The following is a 19,271-nucleotide window of genomic DNA, read 5'->3' as shown; positions in this document are numbered from 1 at the left end:
ACTACCGAGACTTTGCAAATATCAAGTCTCTAACTTTGACTTGAGCAGTGGAAGCTACGCCCGCGGATGCGCTGTCCGCCACACCTCCCGCAAGGAATCAGCGGTAACGTGGGTATAGATCTGCGTGGTAGTCACTGAAGAATGCCCTAAAAGCTCCTGCACGGTGCGCACATCGGCACCGCCTTCGAGAAGGTGCGTGGCAAAGGAATGGCGCAGCGTGTGCGGGGAAATAGATTTATCCAACTGGCTGCGCTGCGCCGCGGTTTTAATAACGGACCACGCGCTTTGCCGCGATAACGCACCGCCGCGCGTATTCAAAAACAGCGCAGCGGTTTTGCCCTTTCCCAGCACGGGCCGAGCGCGCACCAAGTAGGCATCGATGGCCTGGCGAGCATGCGAGCCGAGGGGTACAAGCCGCTCCTTATCGCCCTTGCCATGCAGCACTAAGACGTCATCGGCAGTAGCTACGTCATCGACATTCAGCGAAATTACCTCAGAAATGCGCGCCCCAGTGCCATAAAGCACTTCTAGTAGCGCCCTATCGCGAAGGTCAACCGGCGTTTCCGTCGGCGTCGATTCGATGAGGCGTGACACCTCGTCCACGCTCAAGGTCTCCGGCAGGTGTTGCCCCGTGGAAGGCGGGCTCACCTCGGCGGCAACATCGCTATCGACTTCGCCCTCCGCAACGGCGAATTTGTGCAACCCGCGCGCCACGATGAGGGCACGGTTGGCAGAAGATACCGCCATCTTTTCGCGCAGGTCCTTCAAATAGGCCTCCACCATCGGCCGGGTTACCTGCCGTAGGTCCTGGACCCCATTGTCCGCCAGCCAATCTACGTACCGGCGAATATCCCGCCGGTAGTTGCTCAGGGTATTAGCTGACACCCCGCGTTCGACGGCGAGGTGATTCAACCAAGTCTGAGCGATGTCCTCTGCAGCAGTCACTGCTTTTTCAGGTCCGGTCCACTGCGGCGGGCCGCCATATGGGTCGGGCGCAAATCGAACGGCGCATCCACCGAACGAGTCGGCTTCCCACCAATCACCGTGGCATATGCGGATAAGATACCCGCGCATGCAACGGAATTAACGATCTCACCGCTCAGCACCCTGTCAACCGCCTGGTCTAGATCCACCCAGGCAAAATCCATATCGGCTTCTTCATCGCCGGTATCGTGCAGCGCTGGGACCTCACTAAGGTCGCGGGCAAGGAAAATCCGCACGGCTTCCTCACAAAACCCCGGCGAGGTCACCATATCCGTAAGAACTTCCCAGTCCTTGGCTGCCAGGCCGGCTTCCTCCTGCAACTCGCGCTGCGCGCCGGACAGCTCATCCTCGCCCTTCACATCGAGCAATCCTGCCGGCAGTTCCCACAGCCGCTTGCCGACGCTATGCCTGTACTGATGCACCATCGCGATGCGCCGATCCTCATCTAGGGCCACCACCGCGACGGCACCCAGGTGCTCAATGATCTCCCTATCCGCGGTATTGCCTCCCGGCATGGACAACGTATCGCGGCGTACGGCGACGATCGGGGCATCAAAAATTAACTCTGAATCCAAGACTTGAAAATCGTGGGCCACTATTCTTTCTCCTCTTCAGGTAGGGCGGAATCCGCGCTTTCTGCAGAACCGTAGTCTCCCCTGCCCCCATTGAGCTGTTCCTCGGCGGCGGAAATGACGGCGATGCGCTCTACCGCACGTTCAATGCCATCTACGGTAGAAAGATCCAGGTCTTTGGTGCGCAGCTGCTCTATTGTCTTTTCATCTTGGGTCTGTTTGGCCCGCGCACTCAGTACCACGCTGCCATTGACCTCGTCCAAGGCGGTGGCGAACTCTGCCAAGGTATCCGAATAATATCCGCGCACCCCGCTGCCGGAGACGATGATGATGGACTGGGCCGGAAGGATGGTCCCGTCCTCATAATCAATAAATTCCTTTTCACGCAAAGCACGCAGCAGCTCGGATCGCTCCTTTACGCTTGCGAGTGGCTCCGTGCTTTCTGGGTCCATGGATAAGGCCGCGCCCAAAGCCTCGCCGCCATAGCTTCCCACGGTTTTATCGAGTCCCTTAAGATCTGCCTTTTTCGGGGCCTTATCTTTAAGGATCGATACGATATCGTCTTTGCTTTCCCCGCGCAGGAAGTCTTTGCTCAGCTTGATTTCTCCTGCCTTGGTGGCCCCAGAGGCTTCTAAGAGCTTCGTGATATCAGACAGGTCCCTGCTATTTGCATCATCGGTGGAAATGACCAGCACTGGCCGCTGCGATAACGTCCCAGACACCAAGTCTGGTGCCACGTTCTTGACTATGTCATCGCTCGCCTCATTTTGGTTCTGCAAGATCCTATTTTCTTGCACCACCTTGCGGTGTTCCGCACGGATCGGGTCATCATCGGCCACGCTGGTGGTCAGGTTGGGCGCGATCACTAAGGCTCCGAGGGCTACACCGACCGCTGCGCCGAGTCCAAGGCCCGTAATTAGTTGCGTTTTCGCCATACTGCTACCCCCGCTCAGAATAGGCTCGACCACGTTTGGCTCAAATTACTCAAGAAATCCTGGCTCCCGCCAAAGCCCACGATCAAGATGATCGCTGCAATCGCGACCAAGATGCTGAGGAGGGCCCATAGCCAGCCAAGGTGTGAAGATGGAACAGAATACAGGTTGATCACAGCCTCAGCATCGACCACCTTGGTTCCGGCCTTCAGCCGAGACAAGACGGCAGACGGTGCTACCCGGTTGGCAAAAACATCATCGAGGTCAAAGCCGCCGCCTGCCTGCACGATGAGGCCCGCACCGTGGTAATCCGCAAAGAGCAGCGCTAAATCCGTGGCCGATTCCGATGCCGCCGGGAACGTCATGGCCCCAATACCCAGCTCTTGGATGCGGTCAAGGCCTTCCACGCTGCCTTCTGGATCCGCGGGTACGACGATGCGCGCGCCGCAGCGCAGCGCCTCATCGCTTACCTTGGCTGGATCCCCAATAACGAAGTCAGGCTTATATCCCTGCTCCAGCAAGGAATCCGCGGCTTCCTCAACCGCAACGAGCAGCGGCTCATATTCCCGGATGAAATTCCGCAAGTCTTTCAGCAGGGCTCGGTGGTCTTCGGTGGGAGATAAAACGATGACCTTCCTGCCAGCTATCTCGGCACCGGATGCGGGGACACCGAGGCCATCGATAAGCAGCGGGCCTTCAGAGTTAATGAAGTCAATGGAGCTTGCGAAATAGGACTCCATGTGGTCAATGAGTGTGCTTTGTGCCGCCTTGAAATTCTTGTCTGCGCGCTCCCGGGAAACCTTCTGCCCCGTCCCGATTACTTTATCGCCAACGTAGACCTTTCCATCCTCGCCGATACGCGCCTTTTTGCCGTCTTTAAACTCCGAGATAAAACCCTCGCCGAGGCCCTCGAGAAGGTCAATATCGGCATCGAGAAGCATGTGCGGACCGCAATTAGGAATGGAACCGGTAGAAAACCTGGCGACGTTGACCACCGCAGAGGGCTGTAAGTCCACCAGGGTTTGTGCCTCGGGCCGAGAAATATTCGCCGCATCAATAACGGCGATATCACCTGCAGAAAACTTCTTAAGACCTTTCGCACCCGGCGTGCAATCGCGCAATGCGGCATGCTCACCGGGCTGCTCAGGGGTACGGGAAAACAGAGCCATGGGCTCCATTGTTCCTTGCTTAGTCCGCCAGCTGGGTAAGGCGCGCGGAAGCTTCCTTCTGTGCGCGATCAAAAAGCTCTTGGGCGTGCGCACGCCCGGTCTCCGTGTCATCCAAACCAGCCAGCATGCGGGCCAATTCCTCCACGCGCTCCTGCTCCGTTAACTCGGCTACCCCAGAGGTAAATTTATCCTTCGAGACATGCAAATGCGCATCCGCATACGCGGCTACCTGCGGCAGGTGGGTGACGACGATAACCTGGTTATGCGCAGCGAGCCGCGCTAGACGACGCCCAATTTCCACCGCCGCACGCCCGCCCACGCCGGCATCGACCTCATCGAAAACCAAGGTCGCACCGTCTTCGCTGGCGAGCACGACCTCAAGGGCGAGCATGACGCGAGACAGCTCACCACCGGAGGCCGCGGTGGCCAACGGCTTCCCATTGAGCTGCAACTCCGCGGCATCGGCACCCGTCTTGGAATACTTGGCTGTGGAAAGCTCCACCGACAACGTGGAATTGGGCATAGCCAATCCATGCAACTCCTCAGTCACCAGCTTGCCCAGCGCTTCCGCGGCTTTCTGCCGACCCTTCGTAAGCTCCGCAGCCTTTTGCTTCATCTCCTGCTCGGCCTCTTTGACCTGCGCCTTAAGCTCCTCGAGGACCTCCGTCGAGGTATCCATCGACTGCAGTTTGGCCTCCGCTTCATCGCGCCACGCCAAAACGCCATCGATATCGCTAGCGTATTTCCGGGTCAATGCTCGAAGATCCTGCTGGCGCTGCAGCGATTTTTCCAACAGATTCGGATCCGCCGGTAGCCCCGCGAGGTATCCACCGAGCTCGGCCGAGATATCGCCTAGCTGCGAGGTGAGCTCAGAGATGCGCTCGCCCAAATCCGCCAACTGTTTATCCGAGGATCCCACCAGCGCCGAGCCCGCGCGCCCGAGCAGCGAAGAAGCAGCCTCATCAAGCTCTTCCGTTCCATCTATCGCTGCCAAGGCAGTGTGCGCGGATTCGCGCAGGCCGTCGACGTCTTGCAGGCGCTGCACCAACTGCACCAGCTCCGCGTCTTCGCCTGGCTCGGGTGCCACACCGTTGATTTCCTCTAAGGCATATTGCAGGCGGTCCGCTTCCTGGGCAAGCTCCCTACGGGACTCGGTGCGCCGGCGATAGTCCTTGGCCAAGCTGCGCCACTTTTTGAAGGCCTCCGCATAGTCTTCCCGGATGCCAGCCAGTTGCGGATCCGCACGGTCTACCGCCGCGAGCTGCTCTTCTGGAGCCAAGAGGCGCAATTGATCGTTCTGTCCATGCACGGTAATTATCTCCCGCGCGAAATCTCCCAACGTGGCGGCCGGTACGGCGCGGCCGCCCAAATAGGCCCGCGATCGCCCCGCTGCTGAAACGGTCCGCGAGACAATAAATTCACCATTTTCATCTGGCTCGCCGCCCACCGAGTCCACCAGCTGGCTAATGCTCTCTTTCGCGGAACTAAAGTGGCCTTCCACGGCCGCTTTTTTGGCGCCATCGCGCACCCGAGAGGCATCGGCACGCCCGCCTGCCAACAGTCGAAGCCCCGTGACCACCATGGTTTTGCCCGCACCGGTTTCACCGGTCAATACGGTCAAGCCCTCCGACAATTCCGCAGAGCTATGGCGAATGACTCCTAAATCATTAATAGAAATATCGACAAGCACTATTTCTCCTTCGGTCCGCGCCAGCCTTCCACGGGCAACCGCAGCTTAGAGACCAATCGATCCGTAAAGGGCTGATCATCTAACCGCACCCAGCGTACGGGGCGCTTACCGCGCACCACCTCGACGCGGGCACCCGGCGGCATAATAAGTTCCCTGCACCCATCCAAGATAACCACGGCCGGTGTGGTTTGCATGGTTGATTCCACTGCCACCAGTGAATTCGGGGAAACCACTAATGGTTTGGTAAAGAGCGCATGGGCATTATTCGGCACGACCAAGATTGCATCCAGGGATGGCCACAGCACTGGGCCTCCAGCTGAAAACGCATACGCCGTAGAACCCGTTGGGGTAGAAATCAGTACGCCATCACAACCGAACGACGAAACGGGGCGCCGGTCGATCTCCAAAATCGCATCCAGCACGCCCGACCTGTTCTGGTTTTCAACCGAGGCCTCATTCAAAGCCCAACTGCTAGCCAGTTGGTGACCGTTGGCATCCGAAATAGAGACATCCACCGTCAACCTGTCCTCTACCCGGTAGCTTTTCTCAATCACGCGAGCGACGGCACGGTCTAATGACTCCACTTCCCATTCCGCGAGGAAGCCTACGTGGCCCAGATTCACTCCGAGGACCGGGATATCTACCGCCCGCGCCATATCGGCGGCGCGCAGGAAGGTGCCATCACCGCCTAAAACAAGGACCAGTTCGCATCCCGCCGCAGCAGCATCAGAATGCGACACATGTTGGAGTCCCGGCAAGACGGTTTCGTCCGCGCACACGCGCACCGTTATCCCCGCTTCCTGCAATAATTCGGCTGCACGGGAGGTAGCCTGCAGGTTCTCTGCACGATTGGCATGCGGAACCAACAATATCTCTCGCATTATTGCGGACCTTCTTCAACGGCAGTATCAATCATCTGTTTCATTGTAGCTGCGTCCGTTGACATACCGTCCTTTTTCAGCCAAAGGAAATATTCCACGTTTCCACTCGGGCCAGGCAATGGTGAAGCCACAACACCGTGCAGGCTAAGGCCTAAAGACACGGCAAACTCGGCGACATCCTGTGTAACCTCTTTCCGCATCTCGGGAGAGCGGACCACCCCGCCGCTGCCAATGCGATCCTTGCCCACCTCAAACTGCGGCTTAACCATCGGCAGCAGCCACGCTCCGTCCTTCATACACTCCACAATTGCTGGCAGTACCAGCTTTAAGGAAATGAAGGATAAATCCCCGACCATGCCATCACACAGGCCATTGGTCATTTCTGGATTAATAGTGCGGATATTGGTCCTATCCAAGACGGTTACGCGGTCGTCATTTTGCAGCCGCCACAGTAATTGCCCATACCCAACGTCAACAGAAAGCACTTCCCTCGCACCAGAGGCCAGGCACACATCCGTAAAACCTCCCGTCGATGCCCCTGCATCTAAGATGCGACCGTCCATGTCGACGTCGAATGCGGCAAGCGCGCCCAAGAGCTTATGTGCGCCGCGGGACGCCCACTTGTCTTCCTCGGACTCCTCGACCTTGATGGAGACTTCAGGATCCACAACTGTTGCAGGCTTTTCTGCTTTAAACCCGCCGACCGTCACACGGCCAGACTTGATCATCTCGCGGGCTTGCTCACGAGATCGCGCAATCTTTCGGCGCACGAGTTCTGCATCCAGCCTACGGCGTTGTGGTGGCATTAGTTCTCCTGCAAAGCATTTCGCAATACGGAATGCGCCCTGTCCAGTTGATCGACCTCTTCTGCAAGTGTTGGCGCGTCTTCACCGAGAATCGTCGAAATCTCCGAATCTACTTCTTCTGGCTCTTTCACAGCCCGAAAATCGTGCGGTTTTACCGCCATTTCGACACAACCTTCTCCGCAAATTCACTGCGAGGCTGAATATACCGAGGTGGCACCGGCATCGACCACGCCACTTCCAATACGGTCCGCAGTGCTTGCACCGAGGTAGAGGACTCATTTCCGCCCTGCAAAAGAACGTCATACCCATCGCACCGCGCGGTAAAGTCTCCTTGCGGTCCCGGTCGCACCTGCGAAATAGGCAATGAAAGCTCGTGCATGCCTGCACCAATAAAGTTGGGCCGTGCCTCCACGGGGGCCTCGATAAGCTCCAGCTCCCCCGATACTCCGGTCAATACATGGAAAGTATTCATCGCAGCGGCATTACCCCCAACGATATCGGTATCTATCCTGTCGCCCACCGCCAATGGCTTTTTCGACCCGACCTTTTTGGCTGCGAGGAAGAACATCGCTGGTTCAGGTTTGCCGGCAGAAACGGGCTCTACTCCCGTCGCCTTCTGGACAGCAGCAACGAGGGAACCATTGCCAACGCCTAGTCCTCGCTCGATTGGAAGGGACGTATCCAAGTTCGACGCAAAATATTTCGCGCCTGCCCGGATAGCCAGAGCCCCCTCCGTTAACTGTTCCCAGCCAACAGATTTATCAAAACCTTGCAGGACGGCGGCAGGTTTATCATCGGCGCTCGAGACCACGGAAAAACCCATGTCTTTAGCCAAATCACGGAAAGAATCCGCGCCAATAATTAGTACCTTCGCACCCGACGGGATTTCCTCTGCAGCCAATTGCAATACCGCTTGGGCGGACGTGACGATGTCACCTGAATCAGCCGTCAAGCCAATATCCGTTAGCATCGTCGCAACGGCTTCAGGGCTGCGCGACGCATTATTTGTTACATATACTGCGGGAACACCGCACGTATTAATAACGTCTACGACGTTGCTGAGCGGACGGCCGCCTTCCCAGACGGTTCCATCCAAGTCCAACAATAAGGCGTCATGTTTGCTTAAAACACTCATTATTTACATTCCGCCAATCTGTCAGCGGCATCGGTCCAATCACCCTCATCAATGGCGATGGTGTGCTCGAACCACTCTCGGGCTTCGTCCTTGCGCCCTGCGGCAAGCAGAGCATTTGCATAGGCATACGACAACCTACAAGCACTTACTCCACGATCGCTGCGGTCAGGTTGTGCCCGCTGAATTGTAACCACCGCTGATTCAGGTTGATCGAGGTCAAGGCGAGCACCCGCCAACACGATCGCTAATTCAATGGCGGATTCTTTGTCTAGTTCCTTCGCCTCTTCGCTGCGCCCCAGCTCTAATGCCTTTTCCGGCCGACCCAACCCACGTTCACAATCGGCCATAACCGCGAGCATTCCAGGACCGCCAGAAATACGACGGGCAGCACGCAGCTCAGCCAGTGCCTCTTTCCACTCGCCGGCGCGGTATGCAGCGATACCGTTAACTTCCCGAGCGATAGCCACACGTCCTGCACGATCCTTAGCCGCACGCGCATGCCGCAGCGCCAGTTTAGGATCATCGTCCATCCAGGTTGCTGCCATGATCATGTGCTTAGCGACGGCCTCCGAGTTCTCTTTAGAGAGAGACTTCAGGTCTTGGAGCACCAATGGGTCCAAATCATTGATATCAACCTCTTCAGGGATGTCCGGATCGGTCATACGACGGTTGATTCGCTCTTCCCGATACCCAGAGCGCTGTGGAGAGAAAGACTTCTTCTTTCCCCCGCCGCGAGAATCGCGGTCCCCCGAGTTGCGTGGATTTCGACCCCGACGGTCTTGTCCGCGGCCATTACGGCCGTGCTGGTTGCGCTCCGACATTCAGTCCTACCCTTTCTTGGTTGGAACTCGCACAGAAATACCGCACCCATTCTACAGTGCTAAGCGACATTCAAAGAATCTAGAGTATCCTCGTCCATTGCCCGTAGTTTGATGAACCCGGCCACTGCTTTTGGGCGCACTGGTGTGGTGGTGTTGGGTTGGTGGGCTTTTATTTTTGTTTGTTGTGTTTGTTTCTTTTGTGTGTGAGGAATTGTGTCCAGGTGTAGTGCCAGTGTGTGTTTGTGGTGGCTAGTGGCCCGGTGGGGTGGTCTATGTGGTAGGTGCCGTCTTGGTGTAGCCAGGCGATGGTGCCAGTGACCGGGTCCATGATGTAGTGGACGCGTTTGTCGGTTTTGATGTTGTGGTGGTGTTGGCACAGGGTGACGAGGTTGTCGGGGCTGGTGGACCCGCCATCGTGGTATTCGATGCGGTGGTCGAGTTGGCATTTGTGTGCTGGCATGGTGCATCCGGGCCAGCGGCATGTGAGGTCTCTTCCTTGTGTGTAGGCGCGGATGTGGCTGGTGGGCTGGTAGCTTTCGGTTTCTTTTGGCTTTAAGTGTCGGGTGAAGGTGTCAATGTTTTCTAGGTTTTTAATGTGGGACCAGCCGTAGCCTGGGAAGTAGACCTTTGTATCTGCAGTCCCGGCGGCACCAGTTCCGGAACCGTCATTGTGGTCGGGGTTAGTGGCGGCTGCGGTGGTGAAGGTATTGATCGCCACTTTGGTATTGGTGTTATCCAGGATGAGTTGGATAAGCGCCTCACCGGCACCGCACTGATTATTGTCTGCTTGGGAATCGATGTGGCGGGCGATAATAGCGGCCGTAGCTTTATCACACGTTAGGCTCATGGTGGCGCGGTTGTTATGCACTGACACATTCAGGGTGGGTTCGACCTCGTCTGTCTCGTCGTCTGCCAGATTGTGGGTGTCGATGAAGTCGCGGATAAACCGGCGGATATCCGCCACCGTGGGCACATGCTGGCACGGTGCTGTCGGGGTGAAGCGTCCTGGGTTTAGTTCCGCTTCTTTTACGGCCCTGTGTTGATGGGCTGGGTGAGATAGTACTCGGTTTCTACTTCCTGTGGGGTGGCGTAGTCCAAAGCTTCATGAAGCCGCTTGGTGTTCCACCAATGCACCCACCGCAAGGTGGCCAGTTCGACTTCTCCGACCGACGTCCACGGGCCTTGGGCATGAATCAGTTCAGCCTTGTAGAGACCGTTGACTGTTTCGGCTAGCGCATTGTCGTAAGAATCGCCGACTGTTCCCACACTCGGGCGGATTCCTGACTCAGCTAGCGCAGTGGAATACTTCAGTGACACATACTGGCTGCCCCGATCGCTATGGTGAATTAACTGGTTTCCATGAATTCGCCCTGCAGTCGTTAACGCATGCTCCAAAGCCTCCATCGGCAGCGCGTCGGTGCGCATTGTCGATCGTGTAGCGACACCAACAATTTTTCGGCTGAATACATCCACGACAAATGCGGTGTAGGCGAATCCTGACAGGGTGCGAACGTAGGTAATGTCGGCAACCCACAACCTGCCTGGCGCCTGCGCACGGAAGTCTCGCTGTACAAGGTCTGGGCGATGATCCGGTGCCTTCGGGCTAATCGTTGTCACAGGGGTTCGTCCACGTCGGCGGCCGGAAACACCTGCGAGTTTCATCAGACGTGCGGTCTTGTCGCGGCCGATATGAAAGCCTTCACGGTTCATGGCGTGCCACATTTTGCGGATGCCGTAGACCGAGAAGTTTTCCGCATGCACACGCTGTATCTCTGGGATGAGCAGGCTATCGCTTAAGGCTCTTGCGCTGGGAACACGTGTGGTGGCTTTGCGGTAGCCGCGTGAGGTGATGAATCCACGATCTGCTTGTTTAAGGACTCTGCAGATGGACCCGGGCCCCAAACTGATCTTTATACGCGTCGATGTAAGAGATCATTTGGTCGTGGGTCGGTCGAGTTCCGCTGCGAAAAAAGCCGAAGCAGTCTTAAGAATCCCGTTTGCTCGTTTCAGTTCGCGGTTTTCTCGGCGCAGACGCTTGAGCTCTTCTTCCATTGTTTCGCCGCCTGAAGCGTCAGAGTCATCACGTACTGAAGCGCTGTCACGGTACCAAGCCCGCAACGTGTGGTGAGATACTCCAAGCAGCTCACCGACCTCCGTGTAGGCGCGTTGCAGTGAGCAAGACTCCAGGCGGACCATTTCGATGATCTGATGGACCGCCTTCTCCTTGAACTCGACGGAATACTTTCTAGGCATAGTTCAATCCTTCCTTAGCTGAGGTAGGAACTAAACCCAGGACTCTTCAACACCTACCACACATTCCCCCAGCTCGACGGAGTACACGTCGCAAAAATCAACGGGGGTAAAACACCAAGTAGTCCCCGAAACACCAACCACCCACAATTATTTGGGGTGGTGGTCTTTCGGGGACTACCAAAATCACTATTTTGTTGTTTTGTTGTTTGGTGTCGGCGGTGACTTACTCTCCCACAACCTCCCGGTTGCAGTACCATCAGCGCGTACAGGCTTAGCTTCCGGGTTCGGAATGGGACCGGGCGTTTCCCTGTAGCTATGAACCACCGACAAACCTATCAGAACACTACCCACCACATGTGCGTGTGGTGTTGTGTCAGATACTGCATAGTGGACGCGACACACACGATAATGTGCATTTTTGTTTGTTTACTCGCTAAACAAGAACACTCTTCAACTTCCCTTAAACCACATGGTGTTTGGGGTTGTTGTGGTGTGTTTGTTTTGGTCAATTAGTACCAGTAGCCTTCACACCTTACAGTGCTTCCAAGTCTGGCCTATCTACCCCATAGTCTTTAGGGGACCTCAAATGAAACCTCATCTTAAAACAGGCTTCCCGCTTAGATGCTTTCAGCGGTTATCCCTTCCGTACGTAGCCAACCAGCGATACCCCTGGCGGGATAACTGGCACACTAGAGGTACGTCCGTCCCGGTCCTCTCGTACTAGGGACAGCCTTCTTCAAGTTTCAACGCGCGCGGCGGATAGAGACCGAACTGTCTCACGACGTTCTGAACCCAGCTCGCGTGCCGCTTTAATGGGCGAACAGCCCAACCCTTGGGACCTACTCCAGCCCCAGGATGCGACGAGCCGACATCGAGGTGCCAAACCATCCCGTCGATATGGACTCTTGGGGAAGATCAGCCTGTTATCCCCGGGGTACCTTTTATCCGTTGAGCGACACCACATCCACAAGTAGGTGCCGGATCACTAGTCCCGACTTTCGTCCCTGCTCGACATGTCTGTCTCACAGTCAAGCTCCCTTGTGCACTTACACTCACCACCTGATTGCCAACCAGGCTGAGGGAACCTTTGGGCGCCTCCGTTACATTTTGGGAGGCAACCGCCCCAGTTAAACTACCCACCAGGCACTGTCCCCAACCCAGATCATGGGCCAAGGTTAGATGCTCAATCCGATCAGAGTGGTATTTCAACAACGACTCCACCACCACTAGCGTGATAGCCTCAACGTCTCCCACCTATCCTACACAAACCGAACCAAACACCAATACCAAGCTATAGTGAAGGTCCCGGGGTCTTTTCGTCCTGCCGCGCGTAACGAGCATCTTTACTCGTAATGCAATTTCACCGGGCCTGTGGTCGAGACAGCAGAGAAGTCGTTACGCCATTCGTGCAGGTCGGAACTTACCCGACAAGGAATTTCGCTACCTTAGGATGGTTATAGTTACCACCGCCGTTTACTGGGGCTTAAATTCTCAGCTTCGCTAACAAACGTTAACTAACCGGTCCTCTTAACCTTCCAGCACCGGGCAGGCGTCAGTCCATATACATCAACTTAACGTCTTCGCATGGACCTGTGTTTTTGATAAACAGTCGCTTCCCTCTATTCTCTGCGACCCCACAACACTCCAACCGCACAGGGTCTTCACGTCACAGGGCCCCCCTTCTCCCGAAGTTACGGGGGCATTTTGCCGAATTCCTTAACCACAGTTCACCCGAACGCCTTAGTATCTTCAACCTGACCACCTGTGTCGGTTTAGGGTACGGGCCATACACACACTCGCTAGAGGCTTTTCTCGACAGTACAGGATCACCACCATCAACCCTTTTAGGGTCTACGCATCACGCCTCAACCTCTATGTGTGGCGGATTTACCTACCACACGGCCTACACGCTTACACCACCAATCCACTAAGTGGCGCGGCTACCTCACTGCGTCACCCCATCACTTGAACCACACATCAGGCCCCACGACATCAACACCACCAACACTCAAAAAAGTGAAAAGGTAGCGTATCCGCAGTGGTTAGTATCCGTGCTTTATCATGGGCGCACATGTACGGGTACCAGAATATCAACTGGTTATCCATCGACTACGCCTGTCGGCCTCGCCTTAGGTCCCGACTCACCCTGGGAAGACGAACTTGACCCAGGAACCCTTAGTCATCCGGCGGTAAGGATTCTCACCTTACAATTCGTTACTCATGCCTGCATTCTCACTCGCACACAGTCCACGCCTCCTCACGGTAACGCTTCCACCCATGCACGACGCTCCCCTACCCAAACAACAAAAAATGTTGCTTGCCGCGGCTTCGGCGGTGTACTTGAGCCCCACTACATTGTCGGCGCAGAACCACTCGACCAGTGAGCTATTACGCACTCTTTCAAGGATGGCTGCTTCTAAGCCAACCTCCTGGCTGTCTTCGCGATCCCACATCCTTTTCCACTTAGTACACCCTTAGGGGCCTTAACCGGCGATCTGGGCTGTTTCCCTCTCGACTATGAAGCTTATCCCCCACAGTCTCACTGCCGCACAACACAATTGATGGCATTCGGAGTTTGGCTGACATTGCTAAGATTGTAGTCCCGCTCAACCAACCAGTCGCTCTACCTCCACCAAGCTAAATGCGACGCTGCACCTAAATGCATTTCGGGGAGAACCAGCTATCACGGAGTTTGATTGGCCTTTCACCCCTACCCACAGCTCATCCCCGCAGTTTTCAACCTACGTGGGTTCGCGCCTCCACAACCTCTTACAGCTGCTTCACACTGGCCATGGGTAGATCACCCCGCTTCGGGTCCAGGACATGCCACTTATCACCCCATTAGGATTCGGTTTCCCTACGGCTACCCCACACGGGTTAACCTCGCGACATGCCGCTGACTCGCAGGCTCATTCTTCAAAAGGCACGCCATCACACAATAAAAAGTGCTCTGACGGATTGTAAGCACATGGTTTCAGGAACTATTTCACTCCCCTCCCGGGGTACTTTTCACCATTCCCTCACGGTACTATCCACTATCGGTCACACTGAGTATTTAGGCTTACCGGGTGGTCCCGGCAGATTCACAACAGATTCCACGAGCCCGTTGCTACTCGGGAACCCAACAACCCCCACATCATCATCTTCAGCTACAGGACTCTCACCTACTCCGGTAGATCATTCCAAACCACTTCACCTAACAACAATGCAAAAAAGGGCGTGCCACTGGTAGATGACACAAAATCAGGCCCCACAACACCGCACACACAACCCCTACCAGGTATCACATGCACACGGTTTAGCCTCATCCACGTTCGTTCGCCACTACTAGCAGAATCATTATTATTTTCTCCTCCTACGGGTACTGAGATGTTTCACTTCCCCGCGTAACCCCCACAACAGCTATGAATTCACTGAAGGGTAACCCCACATAACCAGGGCCAGGTTTCCCCATTCGGACATCCTCGGATCAACGCTTTATTGACAACTCCCCGAGGCTTAACGCAGCCTTACACGTCCTTCATCGGCTCAGCATGCCAAGGCATCCACCATGCGCCCTAAATAACGAACACACCAACCACCACACACAAACCACACAACCAACAAAAGGCCATACAGTCATGCGCAGTGGCAACAAGTGAACTTGACAAAATAAACAAAAAGAAAAATCACATCACACACATGAAACACCACCAACACAACGCGCCGGTGGCATCATGCAGATGCTCGCGTCCACTATACAGTTCTCACACAACACCCCGAACCAGCAACAAACACCACCAACAACGATGGCATCCATCAACCAGTCAGGCACACAAAAAAGGGGATAATGCCCCAGACACCCAACAATGCACCAACGTACAATCAACACTCATTTTTGTATGCATGGACACTTTTACGCATGTCACAAAGCACTGTCTCAACACTTGAACCTGCTGATTAAGGTGTATGTCCTACCCGGAATTTCCAAACATCGGTGGCAGCAGAACACTCGCCTACTCAACCACCAACCCACCATCAAACAACAGTGGACAACCCACAACTGTGGGTCATGGCTGCAACTGCAGCCCAATAATAAAAGCTCCTTAGAAAGGAGGTGATCCACCCGCACCTTCCGGTACGGGTACCTTGTTACGACTTCGTCCCAATCGCCGATCCCACCTTCGACGGCTCCCTAACACGTTTAGGCCACCGGCTTCGGGTGTTACCAACTTTCATGACGTGACGGGCGGTGTGTACAAGGCCCGGGAACGTATTCACCGCAGCATTGCTGATCTGCGATTACTAGCGACTCCGACTTCATGGGGTCGAGTTGCAGACCCCAATCCGAACTAAGGCCGGCTTTCAGCGATTCGCTCCACCTCACAGTGTCGCAGCGCGTTGTACCGACCATTGTAGCATGTGTGAAGCCCTGGACATAAGGGGCATGATGATTTGACGTCATCCCCACCTTCCTCCGAGTTAACCCCGGCAGTCTCTCATGAGTCCCCAACCAAATGCTGGCAACATAAGACAAGGGTTGCGCTCGTTGCGGGACTTAACCCAACATCTCACGACACGAGCTGACGACAACCATGCACCACCTGTACACCAACCACAAAGGGACGAACTATCTCTAGCCCAATCTGGTGTATGTCAAGCCCAGGTAAGGTTCTTCGCGTTGCATCGAATTAATCCACATGCTCCGCCGCTTGTGCGGGCCCCCGTCAATTCCTTTGAGTTTTAGCCTTGCGGCCGTACTCCCCAGGCGGGGCGCTTAATGCGTTAGCTACGGCACGAAAGTCGTAGAAAGACCCTCACACCTAGCGCCCACCGTTTACGGCATGGACTACCAGGGTATCTAATCCTGTTCGCTACCCATGCTTTCGCTCCTCAGCGTCAGTAACTGCCCAGTAACCTGCCTTCGCCATCGGTGTTCCTCCTGATATCTGCGCATTTCACCGCTACACCAGGAATTCCAGTTACCCCTACAGCACTCAAGTTATGCCCGTATCGCCTGCACGCCCGGAGTTAAGCCCCAGAATTTCACAGACGACGCGACAAACCACCTACGAGCCCTTTACGCCCAGTAATTCCGGACAACGCTCGCACCCTACGTATTACCGCGGCTGCTGGCACGTAGTTAGCCGGTGCTTCTTATCTAGGTACCGTCACAACAAAGCTTCGTCCCTAGCGAAAGGAGTTTACAACCCGAAGGCCTTCATCCCCCACGCGGCGTCGCTGCATCAGGCTTGCGCCCATTGTGCAATATTCCCCACTGCTGCCTCCCGTAGGAGTCTGGGCCGTATCTCAGTCCCAATGTGGCCGTACACCCTCTCAGGCCGGCTACCCGTCGCCGCCTTGGTAGGCCATTACCCCACCAACAAGCTGATAGGCCGCGAGCTCATCCTACACCGAAAAAACTTTCCAACCACCACACTAAAGATGGTTCCTATCCGGTATTAGACCCAGTTTCCCAAGCTTATCCCGAAGTGCAGGGCAGATCACCCACGTGTTACTCACCCGTTCGCCACTCGAGTACCCTGCAAGCAGGGCCTTTCCGTTCGACTTGCATGTGTTAAGCACGCCGCCAGCGTTCGTCCTGAGCCAGGATCAAACTCTCCACAAAAAGAAAAATTTCAGAACAACATTCCAAAATTAAGGCCGTGAAAAGCCCAAACCTAACCAAAAGAACAAACCACCACAAACCCACAAAAGCAGGCCCATGCTGGCGTCCAAAAATTACTACAAAGAAAAAATCATTGCCTCCCCAACCCGACGGGGCACAAAAAAGGGAGACAAAAAAGTTGAACACAATCACATGCCAACCAATCCATCAATGCAGCCGAAACACTAAACAGTATTCAAAAAGATGCGTATTCCAACACCTTACCGGCACACACCAACCAACAAACCACCATTAGGTTCGCCGGCCAACAGACCAATCAACACACAACCATGCACACAAAAATAAAAAATAAGTACATTGGCACACTATTGAGTTCTCAAACAACATCCACACACCACAAGAAAATTAACCAAACGTTAACCTCTCAGCGGCGGCTCGTACCAACTTACCCAACAACCTAAACCAAGTCAAATCCTCGAGCCAAGTCAGTACAAAAAGTCACTCAAAAGTAACCAACCGGCTACCTCTCGGCGACTTCGATAAAGTTACACCCAACCCCGAAAAACACACAAATCCCCAGGTAAAAGCACAAAACGCGATTACCAAGGGATCAGTTAACAGCTAAGCTGACGCTCCTAGGAAGGATTCACAACCCGTGCTCCGGCGAAACGCTTCTTGCCTTTACGCAACACGAGCCACGAACCATGCAGCAGATCGTTGGAATTCGGCGACCACTCGATGTCCTCGATGCGCTGGTTATTCACGTAAGCGCCGCCCTCGCCCACGGTGCGGCGCGCAGCACCCTTTGATTTTTCCAGTCCCGCCTCAACCAGCAGATCCAGAATCGTTGCCTCTGGGCCAACCTCGGCAATCTCGGTTTCCTGCAATGCGGAAGACAACGTGGCCTCGTCCAAATCCTGCAGCTCTGCCTTACCAAACAACGCCTGGGAAGCCAGCTCCACTGCTTCGGTGGCCTGCTCGCCGTGCACCAGGGTGGTCATCTCCCGTGCCAATACGCGTTGCGCCTCACGCTTGTGGGGTTCCTCCTCTACCTTGCGTGCCAGCTCTGCGATCTCCTCCTGAGTGAGGAAGGTAAACCAACGCAGGTAGTCGATAACCACCGCGTCGCCAGCATTAATGAAGTACTGGTACCAGGAGTACGGGCTGGTCAGCTGTGGATCCAGCCACAGTTTGCCGCCGCCGGTGGACTTGCCAAACTTATTGCCCTCGGCATCTGTCACCAACGGCACCGTCAGGCCGTGGACCTTCGCACCATTCACGCGACGATTCAGATCGACGCCGGAAACGATGTTTCCCCACTGGTCGCCACCGCCAATTTGCAGCACACAGTCGTACTCTTTGTGCAGGTGCACAAAGTCGTTTGCCTGCAGCAGCATGTAGGAAAACTCGGTGTAGGAAATACCGTCGGATTCCAGGCGGCGCTTGACCGTATCGCGGTCCAGCATGGTATTCAGCGAAAAGTTCTTACCGATATCGCGTAGGTACTCGATGACGTTGATCTGGCTAGTCCAGTCCGCGTTGTTCACCATAACCGCCGGGATTGCGGACTCGCCCGCCTCAGTGAAGTCCACGAAGGCCTCAAGTTGGTCCTTGATTGCCTGCATATTCTCTGCGATCTGCTCTTCTGAGAGCATGGAGCGCTCTCCGACATCCCGCGGGTCACCGATCATTCCCGTCGCGCCACCGGCCAGCGCGATGGGACGGTGGCCGAAGCGTTGGAAGCGCTTCAGCATAATCAGCGGCACGAGGTGGCCAGCGTGCAGCGAGCTTCCCGTCGGGTCAAAACCGCAGTACAAGCTGATCGGGCTCTCTGCGGCTTCCTTCAATGCCTCCAGGTCTGTGGACTGGTTGATCAGCCCGCGCCATTGCAGTTCGTCGATGATGTTCGTGTTGTTGCTCATACGAAGGTGTTCCCTTTTATTTGTTCTCTGTGGGGTTGTTTTTCTTTGCAGTGCGCGGGGCTCTACTCGTTCGGAGCTAGTGGGCAGTACTCGCCGGGCCAGTCCACGGCTTCGTCGACCAGCATGACCGGAATACCATCCTGTACCGGATAGGCCTTGTTCAGCCTTGGGTTCACCAAATAGTCGCCGTGATCCTCCAGCGGCTGCTTGTCGATGGGGCACACGAGGATCTCTAGGAGCTTCTGATCGATCATGCTGCTTAGTCTAACCCGTACCCCAGACAAGCTATTTAGTGGCTCCCTGATGTTGCTTGCCGATGTCCCCTCGGTCAATCGCCTAACCCATAACTTCACCCTCGCGTGGTGTGCGTTACAGTGGAAGGCGCAACCGAACACGGGCGCTCGAGGTATCGAGCTGAGATCGCGCTGTATGCCCGCGCGAGTACCGCTAGAACCTGCCTGGTTAGAACCAGCGAAGGAAGAATGAGGAGAGTCAACT

The 19,271-nt window shown here is 55.4% G+C and carries 13 protein-coding genes, 3 rRNA genes, 1 pseudogene and 1 riboswitch; all 17 genes and pseudogenes read right to left on the bottom strand.

What is annotated here, in order from left to right; translation table 11 throughout:
- Positions 1-54: 54 nt before the first annotated feature.
- Positions 55-945 (bottom strand): site-specific tyrosine recombinase XerD, encoded by an 891-nt coding sequence (gene xerD, locus EL217_RS05660; protein WP_126318984.1) that lies wholly within the window; start codon positions 943-945, stop codon positions 55-57.
- Entirely contained in the window at positions 942-1,580 is a 639-nt protein-coding gene (locus tag EL217_RS05655) for an NUDIX domain-containing protein (RefSeq protein WP_126318982.1), read from the bottom strand. Before EL217_RS05655 ends, xerD begins: the two co-directional genes overlap by 4 nt.
- Positions 1,580-2,491 carry a copper transporter gene (locus EL217_RS05650; RefSeq protein ID WP_126318981.1) on the bottom strand — a complete coding sequence of 304 codons (912 nt, stop codon included), beginning with the start codon at positions 2,489-2,491 and terminating at the stop codon, positions 1,580-1,582. The genes EL217_RS05655 and EL217_RS05650 overlap by 1 nt, the downstream gene beginning before the upstream one ends.
- Positions 2,492-2,505: 14 nt before the next feature.
- Positions 2,506-3,666: a putative cytokinetic ring protein SteA gene (steA, locus tag EL217_RS05645; protein WP_172596717.1), complete on the bottom strand. Its 1,161-nt coding sequence runs from the start codon at positions 3,664-3,666 to the stop codon at positions 2,506-2,508.
- A gap of 10 nt (positions 3,667-3,676) precedes the next feature.
- Positions 3,677-5,347, bottom strand: a complete 1,671-nt coding sequence (gene recN, locus EL217_RS05640) for a DNA repair protein RecN (protein ID WP_126318977.1) — start codon at positions 5,345-5,347, stop codon at positions 3,677-3,679.
- Positions 5,347-6,228, bottom strand: coding sequence for an NAD kinase (locus EL217_RS05635; RefSeq protein ID WP_005279304.1), 882 nt, complete (start codon positions 6,226-6,228; stop codon positions 5,347-5,349). Before EL217_RS05635 ends, recN begins: the two co-directional genes overlap by 1 nt.
- Complete coding sequence (locus EL217_RS05630) at positions 6,228-7,034, bottom strand: TlyA family RNA methyltransferase (protein WP_023017556.1); 807 nt, start codon at positions 7,032-7,034, stop codon at positions 6,228-6,230. The genes EL217_RS05635 and EL217_RS05630 overlap by 1 nt, the downstream gene beginning before the upstream one ends.
- On the bottom strand, positions 7,034-7,195 hold the full coding sequence (locus EL217_RS11230; RefSeq protein WP_005282788.1) for a hypothetical protein: 162 nt from the start codon (positions 7,193-7,195) through the stop codon (positions 7,034-7,036). Before EL217_RS11230 ends, EL217_RS05630 begins: the two co-directional genes overlap by 1 nt.
- A complete protein-coding gene (locus tag EL217_RS05625) occupies positions 7,186-8,169 on the bottom strand; it encodes an HAD-IIA family hydrolase (RefSeq protein ID WP_126318975.1) in 984 nt (327 codons plus the stop codon). Before EL217_RS05625 ends, EL217_RS11230 begins: the two co-directional genes overlap by 10 nt.
- Complete coding sequence (locus EL217_RS05620; protein WP_005279311.1) at positions 8,169-8,831, bottom strand: hypothetical protein; 663 nt, start codon at positions 8,829-8,831, stop codon at positions 8,169-8,171. The genes EL217_RS05625 and EL217_RS05620 overlap by 1 nt, the downstream gene beginning before the upstream one ends.
- A gap of 328 nt (positions 8,832-9,159) precedes the next feature.
- On the bottom strand, positions 9,160-9,963 hold the full coding sequence (locus tag EL217_RS05615) for an HNH endonuclease signature motif containing protein (protein ID WP_232018399.1): 804 nt from the start codon (positions 9,961-9,963) through the stop codon (positions 9,160-9,162).
- A 53-nt stretch (positions 9,964-10,016) separates the two neighbouring features.
- Positions 10,017-11,243, bottom strand: a pseudogene (locus tag EL217_RS05610) (IS3 family transposase).
- A gap of 210 nt (positions 11,244-11,453) precedes the next feature.
- Positions 11,454-11,571: ribosomal RNA gene (rrf, locus tag EL217_RS05605) — 5S ribosomal RNA — on the bottom strand.
- Between the two features lie 162 nt (positions 11,572-11,733).
- A 23S ribosomal RNA gene (locus EL217_RS05600) occupies positions 11,734-14,815 on the bottom strand.
- Between the two features lie 517 nt (positions 14,816-15,332).
- Positions 15,333-16,851: ribosomal RNA gene (locus EL217_RS05595) — 16S ribosomal RNA — on the bottom strand.
- The 16S, 23S and 5S rRNA genes sit together here, the layout of an rRNA operon.
- Before the next feature lie 635 nt (positions 16,852-17,486).
- On the bottom strand, positions 17,487-18,773 hold the full coding sequence (gene tyrS / locus EL217_RS05590) for a tyrosine--tRNA ligase (protein ID WP_126318973.1): 1,287 nt from the start codon (positions 18,771-18,773) through the stop codon (positions 17,487-17,489).
- A 62-nt stretch (positions 18,774-18,835) separates the two neighbouring features.
- Entirely contained in the window at positions 18,836-19,027 is a 192-nt protein-coding gene (locus EL217_RS05585; RefSeq protein WP_023031153.1) for a Trm112 family protein, read from the bottom strand.
- A 129-nt stretch (positions 19,028-19,156) separates the two neighbouring features.
- Positions 19,157-19,270: riboswitch (TPP riboswitch) on the top strand.
- Position 19,271: the final 1 nt, after the last annotated feature.

The sequence above is a fragment of the Corynebacterium segmentosum genome, from assembly GCF_900637825.1.
GTDB lineage: Bacteria > Actinomycetota > Actinomycetes > Mycobacteriales > Mycobacteriaceae > Corynebacterium > Corynebacterium accolens.
Note: the sequence above shows the minus strand (reverse complement) of the source record. Positions and strands in the feature narration are given on the sequence as shown.